16 protein-coding genes are annotated in these 18,715 nt (G+C 63.3%); 6 read left to right on the top strand and 10 right to left on the bottom strand.

The window, feature by feature from the left end; genetic code table 11:
- The first annotated feature begins 4 nt into the window (after positions 1-4).
- A complete protein-coding gene (locus ACX0MV_RS16570; protein ID WP_458983621.1) occupies positions 5-721 on the top strand; it encodes an HAD family hydrolase in 717 nt (238 codons plus the stop codon).
- Between the two features lie 81 nt (positions 722-802).
- Here the strand turns inward: ACX0MV_RS16570 and sutA are convergent, their stop codons facing one another.
- The 4 genes from sutA to glnK all read right to left on the bottom strand — a co-directional run bounded on the left by sutA (position 803) and on the right by glnK (position 4,378).
- A complete protein-coding gene (sutA, locus tag ACX0MV_RS16565; protein ID WP_458983620.1) occupies positions 803-1,132 on the bottom strand; it encodes a transcriptional regulator SutA in 330 nt (109 codons plus the stop codon).
- Between the two features lie 230 nt (positions 1,133-1,362).
- A complete protein-coding gene (locus ACX0MV_RS16560) occupies positions 1,363-2,613 on the bottom strand; it encodes an ammonium transporter (RefSeq protein ID WP_458983619.1) in 1,251 nt (416 codons plus the stop codon).
- A gap of 78 nt (positions 2,614-2,691) precedes the next feature.
- Complete coding sequence (locus tag ACX0MV_RS16555) at positions 2,692-4,005, bottom strand: ammonium transporter (RefSeq protein WP_458983618.1); 1,314 nt, start codon at positions 4,003-4,005, stop codon at positions 2,692-2,694.
- A 34-nt stretch (positions 4,006-4,039) separates the two neighbouring features.
- Positions 4,040-4,378 carry a P-II family nitrogen regulator gene (glnK, locus tag ACX0MV_RS16550; RefSeq protein WP_003096476.1) on the bottom strand — a complete coding sequence of 113 codons (339 nt, stop codon included), beginning with the start codon at positions 4,376-4,378 and terminating at the stop codon, positions 4,040-4,042.
- Positions 4,379-4,782: 404 nt separating this feature from the next.
- Here glnK and ACX0MV_RS16545 point away from each other — a divergent pair, with 404 nt between their 5' ends.
- Together ACX0MV_RS16545 and ACX0MV_RS16540 are read left to right on the top strand one after the other, a co-directional pair.
- Positions 4,783-5,052, top strand: a complete 270-nt coding sequence (locus ACX0MV_RS16545) for an accessory factor UbiK family protein (RefSeq protein ID WP_458983617.1) — start codon at positions 4,783-4,785, stop codon at positions 5,050-5,052.
- 32 nt (positions 5,053-5,084) lie between these two features.
- A complete protein-coding gene (locus ACX0MV_RS16540) occupies positions 5,085-6,581 on the top strand; it encodes a YifB family Mg chelatase-like AAA ATPase (protein WP_458983616.1) in 1,497 nt (498 codons plus the stop codon).
- Positions 6,582-6,716: 135 nt separating this feature from the next.
- Here ACX0MV_RS16540 and ACX0MV_RS16535 read toward each other — a convergent pair whose 3' ends face one another.
- Positions 6,717-7,643: a LysR substrate-binding domain-containing protein gene (locus ACX0MV_RS16535; protein WP_458983615.1), complete on the bottom strand. Its 927-nt coding sequence runs from the start codon at positions 7,641-7,643 to the stop codon at positions 6,717-6,719.
- Between the two features lie 137 nt (positions 7,644-7,780).
- Between ACX0MV_RS16535 and ACX0MV_RS16530 the strand changes: the two genes are divergently transcribed.
- Positions 7,781-9,166 (top strand): NorM family multidrug efflux MATE transporter, encoded by a 1,386-nt coding sequence (locus ACX0MV_RS16530; protein ID WP_458983614.1) that lies wholly within the window; start codon positions 7,781-7,783, stop codon positions 9,164-9,166.
- Between the two features lie 230 nt (positions 9,167-9,396).
- Here the strand turns inward: ACX0MV_RS16530 and ACX0MV_RS16525 are convergent, their stop codons facing one another.
- A complete protein-coding gene (locus tag ACX0MV_RS16525; RefSeq protein WP_458983613.1) occupies positions 9,397-11,070 on the bottom strand; it encodes a putative bifunctional diguanylate cyclase/phosphodiesterase in 1,674 nt (557 codons plus the stop codon).
- 266 nt (positions 11,071-11,336) lie between these two features.
- Between ACX0MV_RS16525 and rep the strand changes: the two genes are divergently transcribed.
- Together rep and ACX0MV_RS16515 are read left to right on the top strand one after the other, a co-directional pair.
- The gene (rep, locus tag ACX0MV_RS16520) at positions 11,337-13,346 is read left to right on the top strand and encodes a DNA helicase Rep (protein WP_458983612.1); all 2,010 of its coding nucleotides are present in this window, start codon (positions 11,337-11,339) and stop codon (positions 13,344-13,346) included.
- Positions 13,347-13,541: 195 nt separating this feature from the next.
- Positions 13,542-14,114: a xanthine phosphoribosyltransferase gene (locus tag ACX0MV_RS16515; protein WP_458983611.1), complete on the top strand. Its 573-nt coding sequence runs from the start codon at positions 13,542-13,544 to the stop codon at positions 14,112-14,114.
- Positions 14,115-14,120: 6 nt separating this feature from the next.
- Here ACX0MV_RS16515 and ACX0MV_RS16510 read toward each other — a convergent pair whose 3' ends face one another.
- From ACX0MV_RS16510 to alr, 4 genes are all read right to left on the bottom strand, one after another.
- Positions 14,121-16,259, bottom strand: coding sequence for an acetyl-CoA hydrolase/transferase C-terminal domain-containing protein (locus ACX0MV_RS16510; protein WP_458983610.1), 2,139 nt, complete (start codon positions 16,257-16,259; stop codon positions 14,121-14,123).
- A 116-nt stretch (positions 16,260-16,375) separates the two neighbouring features.
- Positions 16,376-16,798: a c-type cytochrome gene (locus ACX0MV_RS16505; protein WP_458983609.1), complete on the bottom strand. Its 423-nt coding sequence runs from the start codon at positions 16,796-16,798 to the stop codon at positions 16,376-16,378.
- Positions 16,799-16,967: 169 nt separating this feature from the next.
- On the bottom strand, positions 16,968-17,516 hold the full coding sequence (locus ACX0MV_RS16500; protein WP_458983608.1) for a cupin domain-containing protein: 549 nt from the start codon (positions 17,514-17,516) through the stop codon (positions 16,968-16,970).
- 104 nt (positions 17,517-17,620) lie between these two features.
- Entirely contained in the window at positions 17,621-18,709 is a 1,089-nt protein-coding gene (gene alr / locus ACX0MV_RS16495) for an alanine racemase (protein WP_458983607.1), read from the bottom strand.
- Positions 18,710-18,715 lie beyond the last annotated feature (6 nt).

Below are 18,715 nucleotides of genomic sequence, written 5' to 3'. Positions count from 1 at the left end.
ACCCATGAGCATCAAGCTGATCACCTTCGACCTCGACGACACGCTGTGGGACGTCACTCCGGTGATGCAGGACGCCGAGGCGGCGCTGCGCAACTGGCTGGCCATGCACGCGCCGCGCCTGGGCGCCGTCCCGGTCGAGCACCTGTGGACGATCCGCGCCGCTCTGCTGCAAGCTGAACCTAGCCTCAAGCACCGCCTCAGCGAGCTGCGACGGCGCATTCTGCTGCAGGCGCTTGGCGATGTCGGTTATGCCCGCAGTGAAGCCGAATCCCTCGCCGAGGGGGGCTTTCAGGTGTTTCTTGCGGCGCGTCATCAGGTCGAACTGTTTGCCGAAGTGCACCCTACCCTCGAGGCGCTCGCCAACCAGTTCCAGCTAGGCGTCATCACCAATGGCAACGCCGACGTGCGGCGTCTGGGGCTCGCCGATTATTTCCAGTTCACCCTCTGCGCCGAGGAGCTGGGGATCGGCAAACCGGACCCGAAGCCATTCCAGGAAGCCCTGAAGCGCGCGGGCGTTGCGGCAGAACATGCCGTGCATATCGGCGACCACCCCAGCGACGACATTGCCGGCGCCCAGGCCGCCGGCTTGCGGGCGATCTGGTTCAATCCGCTGGACAGGCCCTGGGATGCCGCGCAGAAACCGGACGGGCAAATTCGCAGCCTGGCCGAATTACCGGCGCTGCTGCAAGGCTGGATGGATGGCGCAACCTCGCGTCCGTAATCTGGCCGTCACAAAAAAGGCAGGCCAAAAAAAAGCCCGAAGGCGTATAGCCTGCGGGCTTTTTTATTTGCATCCGGTCGCTTAGATGGGGCGACTGCCATACTTGCTGTCCGGCTTTTTAGGAGGATCGGATACCACGTTCGGCTCGACCTCCTGCACCTTGCCACCACGCGAAAGAAACTCTTCCATGGCACGGGCCAGGGCATCGCGTTCTTTCTGCTTGGCTTCGATGCTCGGCAATTCTTCGACATCGACCGCAGCCTTGGCCTTGGTTTTACCCTTGCCGGTTACTGCAACCTCGTCATCGGACTCGTCGTCGCTGGCATCGCCGTCGTCGGCCGCCGCCAGCTCTTCGCCTTCGTCTTCGCCCGTGCCTTCCAGCTCATCGTGTTCCAGTTCTTCGTCGCTCATGTTCAGCCTCATCACTTGCGAAAAGCAGGTTAGTTATAGCCCAGCTGCGAAATGTTTCGTTCGCCGCCGGAAAAAATTCAAATGCCCTTGCCTGGCCAAACCGCCTGTGGATCCCTGCACCGGCGGAGCGAGCATCCAACAATGAAATCATGCTCAACGGCGCGCATTCTAGCGTGCTGCCAGAAAAAACAAAGGGCGCCATAAGGCGCCCTCGTCGAAACTCCGGTAAATCAGTTCTTGGTGAACTCCGGATAGGCTTCCATGCCGCATTCGGCGATATCCACGCCTTCGTATTCTTCTTCTTCGGTTACGCGCAGGCCAATCACCAGCTTGATGATGGACCAGACGATCAGGCTGGCCACAAAGACCCAGGCGAAGATCGCGCCGATACCCAGCAGCTGTGCGCCAATGGTGGCGTCGCTATTGGTCAGGCAGACCGCCAGGAGGCCCCAGATACCGACCACACCGTGAACGGAGATGGCACCGACCGGATCGTCGAGCTTCAGCTTGTCCAGGCCGAGAATCGAGAACACCACCAGCACGCCGCCGACACCGCCGATCAGGGTTGCCTGCAGGGCGGTCGGGGTCAGTGGCTCGGCGGTGATTGCCACCAGGCCAGCCAGGGCGCCGTTGAGAGCCATGGTCAGGTCAGCCTTGCCGAACAGGATGCGCGCCACGATCAGCGCGGCGATCAGGCCACCGGCAGCCGACATGTTGGTGTTGACGAATACGTTGGCGACGGCGTTGGCGTCTTCGATGGTGCTCATCTTCAACTGCGAGCCACCGTTGAAACCGAACCAGCCCATCCACAGGATGAAGGTACCCAGCGCCGCCATCGGCAGGTTGGCGCCCGGAATGGCGTTGACCTGCCCATTAGCACCGTATTTGCCTTTGCGCGCACCGAGCAGCAGTACACCCGCCAGGGCCGCAGAAGCACCGGCCATGTGCACCACGCCGGAACCGGCGAAGTCGAGGAAGCCCGCTTCGTTAAGGAAGCCCGAACCCCATTTCCAGAAGCCCTGGATCGGGTAGATGAAACCAGTCATGACCACGGCGAAAGCCAGGAACGCCCACAGCTTCATGCGCTCGGCCACCGCACCGGAAACGATCGACATACAGGTCGCGGCGAACACCACCTGGAAGAAGAAGTCCGAACGGGCCGAGTAATAGGGTGCATCGTCGCCGCCGGCGAGTACCGATTCGACGCTGTTCTCTTCACCGAGCAGGAAACCCAGGCTCGGCAGGATGCCGCCCTCTGGGCTGGAGTACATGATGTGGTAGCCGATCACCAGGTACATGATGCTCGCCACCGCATAGAGGGCGATGTTTTTGGTGAGAATCTCGGTGGTGTTCTTGGCTCGCACCAGACCCGATTCGAGCATGGCAAAACCCGCTGCCATCCACATGACCAGGGCGCCGCAAACCAAAAAATAGAAGGTATCAAAACCGTACTGCAGTGCCGTCAATGCTGTGTTGTCCATGGTTCACCTCTTGCCGTTGCGCTTTTTGGCGCTATTCGGTTAAGGCGTCCGGGTTGGCGCCGGACGCTCTCCGTGTGCTTACAGGTTGTAGCCACGCTCGTTGTGCAGGGCGAGATCGAGACCGATGGTCTCTTCCTCTTCGCTGACGCGCAGGCCCATTACTAGATCGATCACTTTCAGAATCACGAAGGTCACCACTGCGGTGTACACCGCGGTGAAGGCCACCCCTTCGAACTGGATCCACAGCTGCGCCGGAATGTCTTCCACCGTGCCGAAGCCACCCAAGGCCGGTGCGGCGAATGCCCCGGTGAGAATGGCGCCGACAATGCCGCCCACGGCGTGCACGCCGAACACGTCAAGGGAATCGTCATAACCCAGCTTGCGTTTCAGGCTGGTGGCGCAGAAGAAGCAGATCGCCCCACTCGCCAGACCAATCGCCAGCGCGCCCATCGGGCCCGCCGTACCAGACGCCGGAGTGATCGCCACCAGGCCTGCCACAGCGCCCGAGACAATGCCCAGCACGCTTGGTTTGCGGTGGGTGATCCACTCGGCGAACATCCAGCTCAGTGCCGCCGTGGCAGTGGCAATCTGGGTGACCAGCATGGCCATGCCGGCGCTGCCGTTGGCGGCCAGCGCAGAACCTGCGTTGAAGCCGAACCAGCCCACCCAAAGCATGCTGGCGCCGATCAGGGTGTAGCCGAGGTTGTGCGGCGGCATGGCGGTCGTTGGAAAGCCCTTGCGCTTGCCCAGCACCAGACAGGCCACCAGGCCGGCGATACCGGCATTGATGTGCACCACGGTGCCGCCCGCGAAATCGAGCACGCCCCAGTCCCACATCAGCGCCCCGTCGCCGCTCCACACCATGTGCGCGATAGGGGCGTAAACGAGGGTGAACCAGACCGCCATGAAGATCAGCATGGCCGAAAACTTCATGCGCTCGGCAAAGGCGCCGACGATCAGGACAGGTGTAATGATGGCGAAGGTCATCTGGAAGGTGATGAACACGCTTTCCGGAATGCCGGCCACCAGGCTGTCCAGGGTCAGGCCGCTGAGAAAGGCCTTGGAGAACCCACCGACGAAGGAGTTGAGATTGACCACACCCTGTTCCATGCCGGTGGTGTCAAAGGCCAGGCTGTAACCGTAAAGCACCCACAGCACGCTGGTCAGACCGGTGATAGCGAAGCACTGCATCAGCACCGACAGGACGTTCTTGGAACGCACCATACCGGCGTAGAACAGCGCCAGGCCGGGAATGGTCATAAACAGCACCAGCACGGTCGCAACCAGCATCCAAGCCGTGTCGCCACTGTTCAAAACTGCCTCGTCGGCCATGGCAAAGCCAGGAACGAGAGACAAAAGGGCTCCTAGCCCTGCGATTTTTCGCAGAGTCATGGGGGTTACTCCTGGGGCGTGGGGTTAGCTGGGCTTAGATTGCGTCGGTATCGGTTTCACCGGTACGGATTCGAATCGCCTGTTCCAGATTGACGACGAAAATCTTGCCGTCACCGATCTTGCCGGTGTTGGCGGCCTTGGTGATGGCCTCGATCACGCGGTCCAGTTGATCATCAGCGATGGCCACGTCGATCTTCACTTTTGGCAAGAAATCGACCACGTATTCGGCACCGCGATACAGCTCGGTGTGGCCTTTTTGCCGACCGAAGCCTTTCACTTCAGTCACGGTAATGCCCTGCACGCCGATCTCCGACAGTGACTCACGGACGTCGTCCAGCTTGAACGGTTTGATGATGGCAGTGACTAGTTTCATGAAACTTCTCCCGTGTAAGGTGGACTTGCCCCAGGAATTGCGAACCCGGCCCAAGTCTAAGCGCAGTGTCTGGCTTTTGTAATGCATCGGCCGACCTAACCGGGCGACACCGATACCCACCAACCGCTCTCGACGAAACGCTCCCGTTTCGCCTACGCACCGGAACCGCGTTGGTGCTTGCGTCATGAGCGACTAAGCAGAAAGCTTGCCAAGACCCATAAAAGCGATCCTTTTCAGGGTTTTAAGCGAACTTATCGACCGTGTTCAGTAAATTCGACCTGACCGTGCGCACCACAATGGCGCGCACTCCCTTAGCACTGCGCGCGAAAACCGTGCAAGGCGAGCCCCAAAGTGCCCCGCAAGCTGCGTGCTACACTGCGGCTCGTTTTATCTGGAAACTCATCATGTTGCCGCCCAAAGCCCTGTTCGACGCCCTCAGCTCCCACGCTTCGCGCCTTTTCAACGGTGAAACACCGTTGCCGCGCGCCGAGTTCGAAGCGCAATTCAAAGCCCTGCTGCAAAGCGGTTTCAGCAAGCTCGATCTGGTCAGCCGGGAAGAGTTCGACAGCCAGATGGCCGTCCTTGCCCGCACCCGCGCGCGCCTTGAGGCGCTGGAAGCCAAGGTCGCCGAAATGGAAGCCCGTAGCGCAGAGTCGACCCCGCCCGCCGAGTAACAGCGTGCGGCAGACGATCAAGGAGTGATCGAATGTCCCTGGCCATAGTTCACAGCCGCGCCCAAGTCGGCGTCGAAGCCCCCGCAGTCACCGTCGAGGCCCATCTGGCCAACGGCTTGCCTTCCCTGGCCCTGGTCGGCCTGCCGGAAACGGCGGTCAAGGAAAGCAAGGACCGCGTGCGCAGCGCCATCCTCAACTGCGCCTTCGATTTTCCGCCGCGGCGGATTACTCTCAATCTCGCGCCGGCGGATTTGCCGAAGGACGGCGGCCGCTTCGACCTGGCGATCGCTCTGGGGATTCTCGCCGCCAGCGGCCAAGTGCTCGCAGCTGCTCTGAAACCCCTCGAATGCCTGGGCGAGCTGGCGCTATCAGGCGAAGTGCGCCCAGTGCAAGGCGTGTTGCCCGCGGCCCTGGCCGCTCGCGCCGCCGGACGCACCTTAGTGGTGCCTCAAGCCAACGCCGAGGAAGCGAGCCTGGCCTCGGGGCTGACCGTCATCGCCATCGGCCATCTGCTCGAACTGGCCGCGCACCTCAACGGCCATACGCCGATCGCGCCCTACCAGGCCAAAGGCCTGTTGCGCCAGACACTGCCCTACCCCGATCTTGCCGAAGTACAGGGCCAGGTCGCCGCCAAGCGCGCCCTGCTGGTCGCAGCGGCGGGCTCGCACAACCTGCTGTTCACTGGCCCACCTGGTACCGGCAAAACCCTGTTGGCCAGCCGTCTACCCGGTTTGTTGCCGCCACTGGAGGAACAGGAAGCGCTTGAAGTCGCGGCCATTCATTCGGTGGCAAGCCATGCGCCGCTCGAGGCCTGGCCGCAAAGGCCGTTCAGAAATCCGCACCACAGCGCTTCCGGCCCGGCCCTGGTCGGCGGCGGCAGTCGCCCGCAGCCTGGCGAAATCACCCTGGCTCATCAGGGCGTTTTGTTTTTGGACGAGCTGCCCGAGTTCGATCGCAAGGTGCTGGAGGTTCTGCGCGAGCCGCTGGAAAGCGGCCAGATCGTCATCGCCAGGGCGCGCGACAAGGTGCGCTTCCCCGCGCGCTTTCAGTTGGTGGCAGCGATGAACCCCTGCCCCTGCGGCTTTCTCGCCGACCCAAGCGGGCGCTGCCGCTGCACCGCGGAGCAGATTCAGCGCTATCGCGGCAAACTCTCCGGGCCGCTGCTCGACCGTATCGACCTGCATGTCACGGTGGCGCGCGAGGTAACTGCGCTGCATGTACCGGCCAGCGATGGCGCCGACACGGCCAGCAGCGCAGCTCTGGTAGCCCAGGCTCGCCAGCGCCAGGTCCGCCGCCAGGGTATCGCCAATGCCTTTCTCGATCTGCCCGGCCTGCGCCAGCACTGCCACCTGCATGCCGCTGACCAGAGCTGGCTGGAAAGCGCCTGCGAGCGCCTCGGCCTTTCGCTGCGCGCGGCCCACCGAATACTCAAGGTAGCGCGCACCCTGGCCGACCTAGAGCAGGTCGACCAGATCGCCCGCGCCCACCTGGCTGAAGCCTTGCAGTACCGCGGTAACCCGCAGAGCTGACAACACGCCACTCAGGTCACGCGCTGAGCTGCCGACACTTGCCGCCGTGACCTACTGTAGGGTGCGCGCCGTGCGCACCGCTGAAAACCGGGGCCTGGTGCGCACGGCGCACCCTACGAACCTGAAACGCGCCGCTCAGATCACGCGTTGAACCGCCGGTAACTGCATCGCCGCGACCTCGGCAACCAGATAATCGCGCAGCCGCTGGTAGCGTTCCTGGCCGCGCCGGGCCTTGGGCCAGACCAGGTAATAGCTGCAGCCGCTGGGCACCGCGCTCGGCCAGGGCAGGCCAAGGCGACCCTGGGCGACGTCCTCGGCCACTAATACCAGGTCGCCAATCGACACGCCGTAACCACGGGCGGCGGCGACCATGCCCAGTTCCAGCGTGTCGAACACCTGCCCGCCTTTCAGCGGCACCTGTTCGGCCAGCCCCATGGCCTGCAGCCACTGACGCCAGTCGCGGCGGTCAGGTGTCGGATGCACCAGCTCGGCGCCCTGCAAGCGTGCCAGGTCCCATGGCCCGGCATGGGCCGCTTCGGGCGCGCACACCGGGATCAACCATTCACCGAACAGCTCGACGCTGCCCCAGTCGTCCGGAAACCCGCCGCTGCTCAACAACACCGCGCAGTCGAAGGGCTCGTGGAGGAAGTCCACCTTGTCCACGTCCATCCAGGCGCTGGTCAGCTGCACTTCTATGTCCGGGTGCAGCAGACGAAAGCGCGACAGGCGGGCCAGCAGCCAGCGCATGGTCAGGGTCGAGGGTGCTTTCAGGCGAAGAATCGCATCGTCGGCGCGCAGGGTGGTGCAGGCCCGCTCCAGCGCATCGAAGCCGTCACGCAAACCGGGCAACAGCATGCGCGCCGGCTCGGTGAGTTGCAGAGCACGTCCGCGGCGCTCGAATAGCCGACAGGCAAAGTGATCTTCCAGCGTGCGCACGTGCCGGCTGACCGCACTCTGGGTGATCGCCAGTTCTTCGGCCGCGCGGGTGAAGGAGCTGTGTCGGGCTGCGGCCTCGAACGCCCGTAATGCGTACAACGGCGGTAGCCGGCGATTCTTGCTCATGAGCCGCACCCATGAGTATTAATCACGTATTGCATCGATTTTTTCCCTTTGTGGCGACGTGCCCATCTCTTGAGAATGGCTACATTCTCAGCCTGCCGGCAAATCCTGGGCAAGCCTTTCAGTGAGCCATACTCATCATGAGCGATACCCTGCACAGCGAACTGCGCGCCATTCTGCGCCTGGCCGGCCCGTTGATCGCCGCACAACTGGCCCATGTGGTGATGGTATTCACCGATACGGTGATGATGGGCCTGCTCGGGCCTGAAGCGTTAGCCGGCGGCGGCCTCGGCGCGGCCAGTTATTCCTTCGTATCGATCTTCTGCGTCGGGGTAATTGCCGCGGTCGGCAATCTGGTGGCGATCCGTCACGGTGCCGGGGATACCGCCGGCGTCACCCGCCTTACCCAGAGCGGTTTGTGGCTGGGCTGGGCGCTCGCGTTGCTGGCCGGGCTGGGCCTGTGGAATCTAGAAGCGCTGCTGCTGCAGTTCGGCCAGCTGCCGATGAACGTCGCCGGCGCCATGCAGTTTCTTTCCACCTTGGTGTTCGCCCTGCCCGGCTACATGACCTTCATGGCGCTGCGCGGCTTCACCGCCGCGATCGGCCGCCCCGGGCCGATCATGGCGATCAGCATTGGTGGAGCGCTGGCCAACTTCGTCCTCAATTACGCGCTGATCAAGGGCTGGTTCGGCTTGCCGTCCCTCGGCCTGGGCGGAATCGGCCTGGTCACCGCGCTGGTGATGAACGCGATGGCCTTGCTCCTGGCCTGGCACCTGATGCGGCACCGCGCCTATGCCGCCTATCCGCTCTGGCGCGGCCTGTTGCGCCCTATCTGGGCCGACCTGAAGGAGTTGCTGCGCCTTGGCCTGCCCATCGGCGGCACCTATGCGGTGGAGTCCGGTCTGTTCGCCTTCGCCGCGCTGTGCATGGGCGCGCTGGGCAGCGTCGAACTCGCCGCGCACCAGATCGCGATCATGTCGGTGTACGTGGCCTTCATGGTGCCGGTGGGGATTTCCTACGCCGTGACGTTTCGCATCGGCCAGCACTTCGGCGCCGGCCGCTTGCTTGAGGCGCAGCGCGCCGGACGCCTGGGTATCGGCATTGGCGCGGGCTGCATGCTCGGTTTTGCCGCACTGTTCTGGCTGGCGCCACAGTGGGTGGTGGGTCTGTTTCTCGATCACCTCGACCCGGCCTACGGGGAGATCACCGCCCTGGCGGTCGGGCTGCTGGCGATTGCCGCCTGGTTCGAGTTTTTCGATGGCATCCAGACCATCGCCATGGGTGCGATCCGCGGCCTGAAAGATGCCAAGACCACCTTCTTCGTCGGCCTCGGCTGTTACTGGCTGATCGGTGCGCCGCTGGCCTGGCTGCTGGCCTTCCCGCTCGGCTGGGGTGCGCAGGGCGTGTGGTGGGGGCTGGCCAGCGGCCTGGCCTGCGCAGCCATCGGCCTGACCCTGGGCTTCGAGTGGAAAACCGCGCGCTTGCTACGCCCCGCGCCCGCCGCTCAACAGGCATATTTGGCGTAAGCGGGCTTTTGTACACCCTAGGTTTATGTGCAAAGCCTGCAATCTCGTAGGGAGGACATGCCGAAGGCTTGTCCGCCATCTGGACGCGCGGTGGACAAGGCTGCGCCATGTCCACCCTACCAAAGCGCGACTCAAGCCTGGAGGCAATCAGGGGCAGCGGTAGTGGGTTAGAAGATCGTTCCCGGATTGCATCGGGCTACCCGCGCAAAACCTTGCGCCCTGCGAGAGCGTCAGGGCCTTAGCAGCCCGAGCAGCGGCTGGCGCATGCCGAATATCAGGAACCGCGCCAACTCGCTGAGCGGCAGGGCCTTGCTGATCAGATAGCCCTGGACCTGGTCGCAACCAAATTCGCGCAACAGGGCCAACTGCTCGGCAGTTTCGACGCCTTCGGCCACCACTTCCAGGTTGAGGTTGTGCGCCAGGTTGATCATCGCCTTGACCAACTGGCAGCTCTCAGCGCGTTCGCCCATGCCGCCGACAAAGCTCTTGTCGACCTTCAGCAGCGTGATCGGCAGGCTGCTCAGGTGGACGAACGAGGAAAAGCCGGTGCCGAAGTCGTCCAGGGAAAAACGCACCCCCAGTTCGCCCAGGGCCAGCATGGTTTGCTGCACCTGATCGCTGCGGCGCATCACGGCCGTCTCGGTCAGCTCGAACTCCAGCCACTGGGCATCGACGCCACGCTCCTCGATCAGGCGCCTCAGGGTCGGCAGCAACTGGCTGTCCTGAAACTGGCGGAACGACAGGTTGACCGCCATGTGCAGCGGCGGCAGACCGCGCCCGCGCAGCCACTGCATGTCGCGCAACGCGCGGGCGATCACCCAGTAGCCCAACGGCACGATCAGGCCGCTTTCCTCGGCCAACGGCACGAAATCGTTGGGCGCCAGCAACCCGCGCTCGCGGTGGCGCCAGCGCACCAGGGCTTCCAGGCCGACGATGCGGCCGCTGTCCAGGCACAGGCGCGGCTGGTAATGCAGCTCCAGCTCGTCCCGGCGCAGGGCACGGCGCAATTCGCCTTCGAGGTCCACCAAGCTGCGCGCGTCGCGGTTGATGCGGTCGTCGTAGAAATGAAAGGTGCAGCCCTGCCGGCTCTTCGCCTGCTGCATGGCGATGTGAGCGTGCCACAGCAACGGGTCGGCGCCCTCACCGCTGCGGGCATGGGCCAAGCCGAGGCTGCAACCGAGCAGCAGGCTTTCGCCGTCGACCCAGTAGGGTTCGGACAGGGTTTCGATGATGCGCTCGGCAACCTGCTCGGCGCGGCGCGGGTCGTGGCGGGTGTCGAGCAGCAGGGCAAACTCGTCGCTGCCCAGCCGCGCCAGGTGATCGCCGCTCTCCAGTTGCGCCTTGACGCGAGCCACCACCTGCAGGATCAAATGATCGCCAGCCTGGTAACCGAGCGCATCGTTGGCGTGGCGGAAATTATCCAGGTCCAGATGACCCAGGCTCAGGCCGCGGCCTTCGTTTTCCGCCAGGCGTGCGGCGAGCAAGGTGTGCAGCCCCTGGCGATTGGCGACGCCGGTCAGCGCATCCTGTTCGGCCAGGCGCAGCAGGGTCTGTTTCAGCGAACCCTGCTCGCGTGCGTAACGCAGGCAGCGCCTCAGCACATCCAGGCTCAACTGATCGCGCACCAGCCAGTCGCATACGCCGCTCGGCGCTTCGGCGGGCTCTTCGTCGAGCAACAGGATGGTGGGTAACGGGCAACAGCCAAACGCTGGCTGACGGGCCGGCGTAGTCAGCAGCAAGCCGCCGCTCTGCCCGTTGAACAGCCCACTGGCAGCCTCCCAGGACGGCGCCGTGATCAGTGGAAAGACACCCTCCAGCGCACTCAGCTGCGTGCGCAGCAGCTCAGGCCATTCAGATGTTTCAGCCAACAGGACCAACCGCAACGGTTCGACGAGCGCAGACAAACAACCTCCCCAGAAACACAAAAATAGCGGGCGGTCGAGCCGCCTGATTGCGCCGTTATCGGCGTCTAATCGAGCACATCCATGTGTCATTGGTGCGTGACCGGCCGACCCTGAAGGGCCGCGGCTGTCCAGCAGAGTACTGGATTGATCGAATTAGCCAAGCCTGGCGCTCTGCCATTACGTGCGCTGCGCCACAGTTTCAGACGGTCGCGGCACAGGGCTCAGGGCCTGCTAAAATGCGCGCCCACTTCCTGGCGATTGATGCAATGTCCCGACTGAACCCCCGCCAGCAGGAAGCCGTGAATTACATCGGCGGCCCCCTTCTGGTGCTCGCCGGCGCCGGCTCCGGCAAGACCAGCGTGATCACCCGCAAGATCGCCCACCTGGTGAAGAACTGCGGCATCCAGGCCCGTCACATCGTCGCCATGACCTTCACCAACAAGGCGGCGCGCGAGATGAAGGAGCGCGTCGGCAGCCTGCTACAGGGCGCCGAAGGCCGCGGCCTGACGGTGTCGACCTTCCACAACCTGGGGATGAACATCATCCGCAAGGAATACGCGCGGCTGGGTTACAAGCCGGGGTTTTCGATCTTCGACGAGGGCGATATCAAGGCGCTGCTCAGCGACATCATGCAGAAGGAATACTCAGGCGATGACGGCGCCGACGAGATCAAGAACTACATCGGCAGCTGGAAGAACGAGCTGATTCTGCCCGAACAGGCCCTGGCCGAGGCGCGCAACCCGAAGGAGCAGACCGCCGCCATCGTCTACCTGCACTACCAGCGCACGCTCAAGGCGTACAACGCGGTGGATTTCGACGACCTGATTTTGCTGCCGGTCAAGCTGTTCCAAGAGCACGCCGACATCCTGGAAAAGTGGCAGAACCGCATTCGCTACCTGCTGGTCGACGAATACCAGGACACCAACGCCAGCCAGTACCTGCTGGTGAAGCTGCTGGTTGGTACGCGCAACCAGTTCACCGTGGTCGGCGACGATGACCAGTCGATCTACGCCTGGCGCGGCGCGCGCCCGGAAAACCTGATGCTGCTGAAAGAGGACTACCCCTCGCTGAAGGTGGTGATGCTCGAGCAGAACTACCGCTCCACCAGCCGCATCCTGAAATGCGCCAACACCCTGATCGCCAACAACCCGCACGCCTTCGAAAAGCAGCTGTGGAGCGAGATGGGCGTGGGCGACGAGATCCGCGTGATCCGCTGTCGCAACGAGGACGCCGAGTGCGAGCGGGTGGCGATGGAGATCCTCACGCTGCACCTGCGCACCGACCGCCCCTACAGCGACTTCGCCATCCTCTACCGCGGCAACTACCAGGCCAAGCTGATGGAGCTGAAGCTGCAGCACCACCAGATTCCCTATCGCCTGAGTGGCGGCACCAGTTTCTTCGCCCGCCAGGAGGTGAAGGACCTGATGAGCTACTTCCGCCTGCTGGTCAATCCGGACGACGACAACGCCTTCCTGCGGGTGATCAACGTGCCGCGCCGGGAAATCGGCTCGACCACCCTGGAAAAGCTCGGCAACTACGCTACCGAGCGCAAAATCAGCATGTACGCCGCTGCGGGCGAGATGGGCCTAGGCGAACATTTGGATGCGCGCTTCACCGAGCGCCTGGCGCGCTTCACCCGCTGGATGGACGGAGTACGCCAGGAATGCGCGCAGAACGACCCGATCGCCGCGCTGCGTAGCATGGTGATGGACATCGACTACGAGAACTGGCTGCGGCAGAACGCCTCCAACGACAAGGTCGCCGACGCGCGCATGGGCAACGTCTGGTTCCTTGTCGAGGCGCTGAAGAACACCCTGGAGCGTGACGAAGACGGCGACATGACCATCGAGGATGCGATCGGCAAACTGGTGTTGCGCGACATGCTCGAACGCCAGCAGGAGGAAGAGGAAGGTGCCGAAGGCGTGCAGATGATGACCCTGCATGCCTCCAAGGGCCTGGAATTCCCCTACGTGTTCATCATCGGCATGGAGGAAGAAATCCTCCCGCACCGCTCCAGCATCGAGGCCGATACCATCGAGGAAGAGCGCCGCCTGGCCTATGTCGGTATAACCCGTGCGCGGCAAACCCTGGCGTTTACCTATGCCTCCAAGCGCAAGCAGTACGGTGAAGTGATCGACTGCTCGCCGAGCCGCTTCCTCGACGAGCTGCCGCCCGAGGATTTGCAGTGGGAAGGCCTGGAAGACGCACCGGTGGAGGTCAAGGCCGCCCGCGGTAATGCCGCCCTGGCGGATTTGCGGGCGATGCTGAAAAAATAAAGGTCGCTTGCGCCGGCCCGCAGGGTGGCGCCAGGGATGGCAGGCTATAAGAAATAGGTTTGTTCAGTCGTAGGGTGGATGGCGCTTCATCCATCCACCAAATCGCAATGGTGGATGAAAAAGCGTCATCCACCCTACATAGCTCTGGTAGCCCCGGATTGCATCCGGGCTACGCTAATCATGAGAGGACCACGTGTGGAAGCGCTAAAACAGAAGATTCGCGAAGAAGGCAGCGTGCTCTCGGAACAGGTGCTCAAGGTCGATGCGTTTCTCAACCACCAGATCGACCCTGCGCTGATGCAGCTGATCGGCCATGAGTTCGCGGGGCGTTTCGCCGGCCAGAACATCAGCAAGATCGTCACCATCGAGGCCTCGGGCATCGCCCCGGCGATCATGGCCGGCCTGGAACTCGGCGTACCGGTGATCTTCGCACGCAAGTATCAGTCGCTGACGCTCAAGGACAACCTCTACATCTCCAAGGTGTTTTCCTTCACCAAGCAGACCGAGAGCACCATCGCGATTTCCGCCAAACACTTGAGCGCCGCCGACCACGTGCTGGTCATCGACGACTTTCTCGCCAACGGCCACGCGGCCCAGGCGCTGATCGACCTGATCAAGCAGGCCGGCGCGAGCATCGCCGGGATTGGCGTGGTGATCGAAAAATCCTTTCAGAGTGGCCGCGGCGTACTCGACCAACAGGGCTATCGGGTCGAGTCCCTTGCACGCATCAGCTCCCTGGCCAACGGCCAGGTGAGCTTTCTCGACTGACCGGGCTCAGCTCACGGCAGCGGTGGCCTGCAAGGCCGCCAGCAGCAAGCGCTGGTAGAGCTTTTCGCGCAGGCCGTTCGGCGCTGTCAGCGCCATGCGTTCGAGCTGACCAGGGTAGGCCTGCGGCGCAGGCGCAGCGACAGCGGCGCGGAGCAGCGCCAGCGCACCGGCGGGCTTCAGACGGCTCTTCAGCCAGGCCAGTGCACGCAGCAGGTCGTGCTCGTGGGCCGTGAAATCGCTGCCCAGGGGAAACTCTGCGAACAGTCTCGAATGGCCGGCCTGTAGCGCCTGCAAACGCTCCGGGTGGTTGTCGGTGAACCGTGGGTCGAGACGAAAATCCTTGGGCAACTTGCCCGCCCGCTGTGCCTCTTCGATCAATCCCGGTTGAAAGCGCGAATCGCTGATATTGAGCAGCGCTTCGATTACCTGCGCATCGGTCTTGCCGCGCAGATCGGCAATGCCGTACTCGGTCACGACCATGTCGCGCAGGTGCCGCGGGATGGTGACGTGGCCGTAATCCCAGACGATGTTCGAGCTGACCTTGCTGCCGGAAGCGCGCCAGCTGCGCAGCAGCAGAATCGAACGGGCACCCGGTAGCGCATGGCCCTGGGCGACGAAGTTGTATTGCCCGCCGACGCCGCTGAGCACGCGGCCGTCCTCCAGTTGATCGGACACCGCTGCGCCCATCAGCGTCATGGTGAACGCAGTGTTGATGAAGCGTGCGTCGCGGCGCTGCAGACGCTTGAGCGCCTCCTCGCCGTAAGCCTCGTTGATGAAACAGATGCCGGTCATGCCGAAGCGCGCGCGCTGGGTGGCCTCCAGTTCGCGCAAGCGCTGATAGAACGCCCGAGGCCCGAGAAAGAAGCCGCCATGTACCACCACGCCGCCACGGGCAGCCTCGAGGTATGGTTGCAGGGCCGTCTGGGTCTGCGGGTCACGCAGGTCAGCCGGCACGCGCTGCCCATCGGCCAGCGCCAATTGACCATTACTCCAGCTCAACGAACCGGCCAACAAACCAGCTCCCTGCAAGCGCTGTAAGGATTGGTCATTCAGACAAGGCGGCAGGCCGGCGTCGAGCAGGGCCTGAACGCCATGCGGCTGCCCGTGTTCGTTCAGGGCGCCGGCAAGTGCCAGTTGCTGCACGACCACTTCGGGGTAGACCGCCCGGCGCACGACGCCCGCCTCGGCCAGCGCCAGCAGCCCGTTGACGAACATTTCGCTGCAGCCGTACAGCCCCTGGGCGAACGGGTCGAGGCCGCCCGTCTTGTCAATTTCGGCCGACCATTGCGAGGGGCATTGCAGATCGTCGAGCAGCGCGCGGTAGGCGACGTTATCGGCGTGCCGCGCCAGCAAGGCGGCGGTCAGCGCGTCGCCGATGGAGCCGATGCCGATCTGCAGCGTGCCGCCGTCGCGTACCAACGTGCTGGCGTGCAGGCCGATGCAGTGGTCCTGCACTTGAATGGGCATGTTCGGGGTGGAAAACAGCGTGCTGCAATCCGTCTCCTGCACCTGCAGGTCGAAGGTCTCGCGCGGCACCTCGGCATCACCAGCCATGTACGGCAGTGCCTCGTGAACCTGGGCCAGGCACAGAATGGTCTCACCCGCGGCGCGGCGCTGTTCGATCAGCGGCAGCAGGTCGAGGGTGATGTCCGGGTTGCAGCTGAGGCTGAAATAGCCGGGCCGCTGCGGGTCTTCCGCGACGAGTTGGGCAATCAGGTTCAAACCCTTGTCGTTGAGGTCGCGGGCCACATGGCTGTAGTTGCTGCTGATGTAATTCTGCTGCGTCGAGGCGCTGTCGAGCAGGCTGCCGGGCTGGAGGAAGAACTGCTCGACCCGCACGTTGGCAGGCAAGCTGCCGCGGTGCAGATCGGCGAGGAAATCCAGTTCGGGATAATCGCCAAATACGCGGCTGACGAACGGCTCGAGAAAACGCTGTTGCAGTCCCTTGCCGGTACGCGGCCTGCCCAGGCAGAGCGCGGTATAGATCACCAGCTGGCGCTGCGGCAGTTGCCTGACCCGTGCGTAAAGCGCATTGACCCACTGGTTGGGCTTGCCCAGACCCAGTGGCAACCCCAGATGAATGGGACCTTCAAGCTCACTTAACACGTGATCGACTGCGTGCTCGATCGAACAGCGCTTCACCATCGGACTTCCTCCTGATGCATCCATGAACGGGGCGGCTGGACCGCACGGTAGGCCAGTGTGCTGCACGCAAGGCAACAAAAAGCCGCCCGAAGGCGGCTTTCTTACAGCAGGTCCGCTTACAGACCGGACATCTTTTGAATGGCGCCGCGCAGCTCGTCATCCGAGCAATCTGCACAGGTGCCTTTCGGCGGCATCGCATTGATCCCGGAAATCGCCGTGGCGAGGATTCCATCCAGGCCGCCCTTGGCGTCGGCACGGGCCTTCCAGGCAGCGGTGTCGCCCACTTTCGGCGCGCCGAGAACACCCGGTGTATGGCAGGCGCCGCAGTGCTTGGCGATGATGTCGTCAGCAGTACGGGCTGCACCGCCAGCGGAGGCAGCTACTGCACCGACGCCTTTGCATTCTTCGCCCATGACGCAGACTTCGCCGACAGGCTTCAAACGTTCGGCGATTTCTTCATCGGTAGCGGCCTGTGCTGCCACTGCCCAGAGGGCCAATACGGCAGTCGGAGCTACCAGCATTTTCTTAATTAGGTTCACGCGTTCACCCTCATCGTGGCTAGTCTCGCCCGCGGCCACGGTTTCGCGAGCAGGCGGCAGTATAACGAGAAGCCCGCCCTGCCGAAACAACCCAGATGTCGCAGGGTTATCCAGCCTGGCGAGCTGTCTGGCGGATCCTGCGGCAAGCCGCGGATCCGATCCGGTACGTTTAGAAATTTGCCGGTGTCGTGGCGCTGATCAGCTTGGCCGGCACATCGAACGGGTTACGAAAGCAATGCGGCTTGCTGCTTTCGAAGTAATAGCTGTCGCCTGTTTCGAGAATATAGGTCTCGCTGCCGACGGTAAGTTCCAACCTTCCTTCGACCAGCATGCCAGCCTCTTCGCCGTCATGGGTGAGCATGTCGTCACCGGTGCCGGCACCTGGTGGGTAGGTTTCGGAAAGGAAGGCGATTGCGCGGCTGGGATGGGCCTTGCCGACCAGCTTCATGGTCACCGCGCCGTCGGAAATATCGATCAGCTCGCCCGCCTTGTAGACAACCTGGGTGTGGTTGTCCTGCTCGACTTCCAGGGAGAAGAATTCCACCAGCGACATGGGAATACCCGCCAGCACCTTTTTCAGCGAACTGATCGAGGGGCTTACGCTGTTCTTCTCGATCATCGAAATGGTGCTGTTGGTGACGCCTGCCCGCTTGGCGAGTTCACGCTGGGATAGGCCTTTGAGTTTGCGAATGGATTGCAGTCGAACACCGACGTCCAATGATGGAGTCCCCCTCGGGAAGATACGGATGAAAGTGGCCGTATCATGGCAACAGTGTTCAGTATTTACAACGCCACGACCGCAAATTCTGCGCAAGCGGTCGTTCAACCCTCACGGTAGAGCAGGTGCACCCGCCGCAGGTTGCAGAACAGCTGATAGGGAATGGTCTCGGCGCAGCTTGCGACATCGCTGGCCAGCACCTGCTTGCCCCAGAGCTCCACCCGGCTACCCAGGCCCGCTGACGGCAGATCGCTGAGATCCACCGTCAGCATGTCCATCGACACCCGGCCAATCAGCCGGGTCAGCTGGCCGTTCACTGCCATCGGGGTGCCTGTCGGCGCATGGCGCGGGTAGCCGTCGGCATAGCCCATGGCGACCACGCCGACTCGGGTCGGTCGCTCGCTGACGAAACGCGCGCCATAACCCACCGGCTCGCCGGCCGGCAATTCGCGCACGGCGATGATCTTCGACTCCAGCGTCATCACCGGCAGCAGACGCGCGGCGGCGTCCTGAGCCTGCTCGAACGGCGTAGCGCCGTAGAGCATGATGCCTGGCCTCACCCAGTCTCCGGCTTGCTGCCGGGTGAACAGCTGCGGCCACCCCAGCACCGCCGGCGAGTTGCGCAGACTGACCTCCGCGGCCAAACCCTCACGCGCCTGCTCGAACACCGCGAGCTGCTCTTCGCTGCGCGGGCAGTCCAGTTCGTCGGCGCGGGCGAAATGACTCATCAATACAATTTTGGCGACCTTGCCGGTGGCCAATAGCCGTCGATAGGCGGCCTGATAATCCGCCGGGGCCAGGCCCACGCGGTGCATGCCGCTGTCCATTTTCAGCCAGACGGTCAACGGCGTGCGCACCGCACTGCGCTCAATCACTTCCAGCTGCCACAGCGAATGAACGACACACCACAGCTCATGCTGTTCGATCAGCGCCAGCTCGTCCGCCTCGAAAAACCCTTCCAGTAGCAGAATCGGCGCGCGAATACCAGCGTTGCGCAGTTGCAGCGCCTCTTCGATGCAGGCAACGGCAAAACCGTCCGCTTGATCGGCCAGCGCCTCGGCACAGCGCACCGCGCCGTGCCCGTATGCATCTGCCTTGACCACCGCGAGTGCCCGCGCACCCGAGAGTTCGCGGGCCAGCTGGTAGTTGTGGCGAAGGGCGTGCAGATCGATCAGGGCGCGGGCAGGTCGCATGGTTCA

The organism is Pseudomonas cistanchae (assembly GCF_054483635.1).
This window is presented reverse-complemented; position numbering and strand designations above follow the sequence as displayed.

Excerpts from the sequence above, each read along its gene's own strand:
- ACX0MV_RS16570 (WP_458983621.1), top strand. The coding sequence starts at position 5 with ATGAGCATCAAGCTGATCACCTTCGACCTCGACGACACGCTGTGGGAC.
- sutA (WP_458983620.1), bottom strand. The coding sequence starts at position 1,132 with ATGAGCGACGAAGAACTGGAACACGATGAGCTGGAAGGCACGGGCGAA.
- ACX0MV_RS16560 (WP_458983619.1), bottom strand. The coding sequence starts at position 2,613 with ATGGACAACACAGCATTGACGGCACTGCAGTACGGTTTTGATACCTTC.
- ACX0MV_RS16555 (WP_458983618.1), bottom strand. The coding sequence starts at position 4,005 with ATGACTCTGCGAAAAATCGCAGGGCTAGGAGCCCTTTTGTCTCTCGTT.
- glnK (WP_003096476.1), bottom strand. The coding sequence starts at position 4,378 with ATGAAACTAGTCACTGCCATCATCAAACCGTTCAAGCTGGACGACGTC.
- ACX0MV_RS16545 (WP_458983617.1), top strand. The coding sequence starts at position 4,783 with ATGTTGCCGCCCAAAGCCCTGTTCGACGCCCTCAGCTCCCACGCTTCG.
- ACX0MV_RS16540 (WP_458983616.1), top strand. The coding sequence starts at position 5,085 with ATGTCCCTGGCCATAGTTCACAGCCGCGCCCAAGTCGGCGTCGAAGCC.
- ACX0MV_RS16535 (WP_458983615.1), bottom strand. The coding sequence starts at position 7,643 with ATGAGCAAGAATCGCCGGCTACCGCCGTTGTACGCATTACGGGCGTTC.
- ACX0MV_RS16530 (WP_458983614.1), top strand. The coding sequence starts at position 7,781 with ATGAGCGATACCCTGCACAGCGAACTGCGCGCCATTCTGCGCCTGGCC.
- rep (WP_458983612.1), top strand. The coding sequence starts at position 11,337 with ATGTCCCGACTGAACCCCCGCCAGCAGGAAGCCGTGAATTACATCGGC.
- ACX0MV_RS16510 (WP_458983610.1), bottom strand. The coding sequence starts at position 16,259 with ATGGTGAAGCGCTGTTCGATCGAGCACGCAGTCGATCACGTGTTAAGT.
- alr (WP_458983607.1), bottom strand. The coding sequence starts at position 18,709 with ATGCGACCTGCCCGCGCCCTGATCGATCTGCACGCCCTTCGCCACAAC.